The following is a 2,454-nucleotide window of genomic DNA, read 5'->3' as shown; positions in this document are numbered from 1 at the left end:
GTAGAAGTCACGTCCTCGCCGGCGCCCGCCACCGGTGACCATCGAGAAGGCACCTGCCTCCTGGAGGGCAGGTGCCTGGTACGGTGCCTTCATTAGTTCCTCCTATCGGAGTCTGTGATGTTGAATGGTCCGTCCGACCGCTCACCGGCCGGATCGATCTCTTCCAGGCCGGCCTGCGGTCCGCGCTGTACAACCGGCCATCTTCTATTTTGCAAGCGATAGGTTCAGCCTTGGTTCAACCCACGTACATCCGTTGGTAGTGCTGTGCCTACTGCGTCCTTCCTCCCCGGCCGTCAGCCCTGGTCCACGTCGAGGTCGGCGCCCAGTACCTGCTGATGAAGCCGGCGCAGGTCCACGCCTGGCTCGACGCCGAGCTCGTTGGTCAGCAACCGGTACACGGTCTGGTAGGCGGACAGGGCTTCGGCGCGACGGCCCGACCTGTGCAGCGCGAGCAGGAGCTGGCCCCACAGACGCTCCCGCAGGGGATATTCGATAGTGAGCGCACGCAGCGTGGGCAGGACGACGTCATGGTGACCACGGGAAAGGCGCACGTCGATCAGATCTTCCAGGACCGCCCAGTGCTGCTCTTCCAGCCGCACCGCCTCGGCCAGAGTAATGTCCTCGGGCAATTCGTCGAAAGGCTGACCGCGCCATAGTTCCAGCGCTTCCTGAAAATACTCGACGGCGATCTCGTCAGCTCCGTCGCGCAGTGCTTCCCGACCACGATATGCCATCTTCTCGAAGACCGATACATCAAATTCCCCGGGTGTCACGTTGATGCGGTACGCGCCTGATCGGCTTTCGATTCTGTTGTGCTCGGCATGATTGGGTGGCAGGGTTCGCCGCAACTGGGATACATAAGTCTTGATGTTGCCGGCTGAAGATCGGGGCGGCTCCTCCTCCCAGAGAACAGCAGAGATCCGGTCAATGCTCACCCAGGTACCGGAGTTCAGGAGCAGCAACGACAGCAGTACCCGCGGCTTGTGCTGAGGAATATCGACCGGTTTGCCGTCAAATCCGTACACCTCCAATGGTCCCAGCATGCGGAACAACATGTTCTCCTCGCCGGCTCCGTGCATTCCAACGATCATCCGATTGGCGTACAACTCCATTCCGCGGGTACTCCCGTACCTAGCTACGATCGGATCGGCAGATGAAAATCACCGAACAGGGTGAATACTCCGGCCGCCGAAATGAGATCCCTTTTCGGGGATCGCCGACAGAGGCGCTGCACGAGTATCACCACATATAGCGGTACCCTGGCGGGAGTCGCACCAATCTTGATGAAGCAGTTCAGTCGGAGGCCGGGTCCGGGGTCACGATGAGGAGAAGATCACCGACCTCGACGGAGACACCGGAGGAATGGACCAGTTCGGTGACATTCCCCGCGTGCGGACTGGTGACGCCAGCCTCCATCTTCATCGCCTCGATGGTGGCCAGCCTGTCGCCTTTGCGCACCCGGTCGCCGACGGCGACCACATAGGTGACAAGGCCGGGCAGTCCCGCGGGAATCTGCGCCGGATCACCCGGATCGGCTCGCCGGGCTGCCTTGGACACCGCCGCGATCGAGGTGTCTCGCACCGACACCGGCCGCGGCTGGCCGTTGACCCGCAGGTAGAGGGTGCGCATGCCCGCGTCGTCGGGTTCGCCGACGTCGTTGAGCTCGACGATGACCTCGACACCGGGCTCCACGGTGATGGTCACCGGCTGGCCCGGGGTGAGACCGTAGAAGAACTCCTCGGTGGGAATCGTGGCGGAGTTGCCGTAGGCCGCCACGGCGGAGGTGTAATCCTTCCACGGTCCGGGGAACAGCAGCCGGGAGAGGGTCTCGCGCCGGCCGGGTCCGTTCAGGGCGGACGCGTCCTGCGCGCTCAGTTCCGTTACGGGCGCGGACGGCTGTCGCCCGGCAAGCGCCCGTTCGCGGAAGGGTTCGGCGAATCCGGCGGGAGGTGTGCCGAGCTCACCGGCCAGGTAACCCAGCACGCTTGCCGGCAGGTCGTAGCGTTCCGGATGCTCGCGAAGAGCGGCGACATCGATGTCACCACCGGCGATGAACAGCGCCAGGTCCCCGACGACCTTGCTGGTGGGAGTGACCTTGATGGGTTTGCCGAGCAGGTCGTTGGCCAGGGCGTAGCACTCCTGCACCTGGGACCACTTCGCGCCCAGTCCGAGCGCGATCGCCTGCTGGCGCAGGTTCGTCAGCTGGCCGCCGGGGATCTCGTGCCGGTAGACGGCACCCGTTGGCGCTCGCAGGCCCGCCTCGAACGGTGCATACAGGTCACGCACCGCCTCCCAGTACGGCTCCATCGCCGACAACGCGCCCAGGCTGATCCCGGTTGCCCGCGCAGTGTGGTCGGTGGCTGCGACGAGCGCGGACAGGTTCGGCTGGCTGGTACCACCCGACATCGGCGCGGACGCGGCGTCGACGGCGTCCGCGCCGATGTCGGGTGGTAC

General features: G+C 64.7%; 2 protein-coding genes. Both read right to left on the bottom strand.

The annotated features are described in order from the left end of the window. Window positions 1-293 precede the first annotated feature (293 nt). Window positions 294-1,055, bottom strand: coding sequence for an AfsR/SARP family transcriptional regulator (locus DD1DGNOD_RS14915; RefSeq protein WP_241255738.1), 762 nt, complete (start codon window positions 1,053-1,055; stop codon window positions 294-296). 238 nt (window positions 1,056-1,293) lie between these two features. After that, window positions 1,294-2,454 (bottom strand): biotin/lipoyl-containing protein (locus DD1DGNOD_RS14910; RefSeq protein ID WP_283234700.1); only part of this gene is annotated, 1,161 nt, incomplete at its 5' end.

Source organism: Candidatus Protofrankia californiensis (genome assembly GCF_900634765.1).
Lineage (GTDB): Bacteria > Actinomycetota > Actinomycetes > Frankiales > Frankiaceae > Protofrankia > Protofrankia californiensis.
This window is presented reverse-complemented; position numbering and strand designations above follow the sequence as displayed.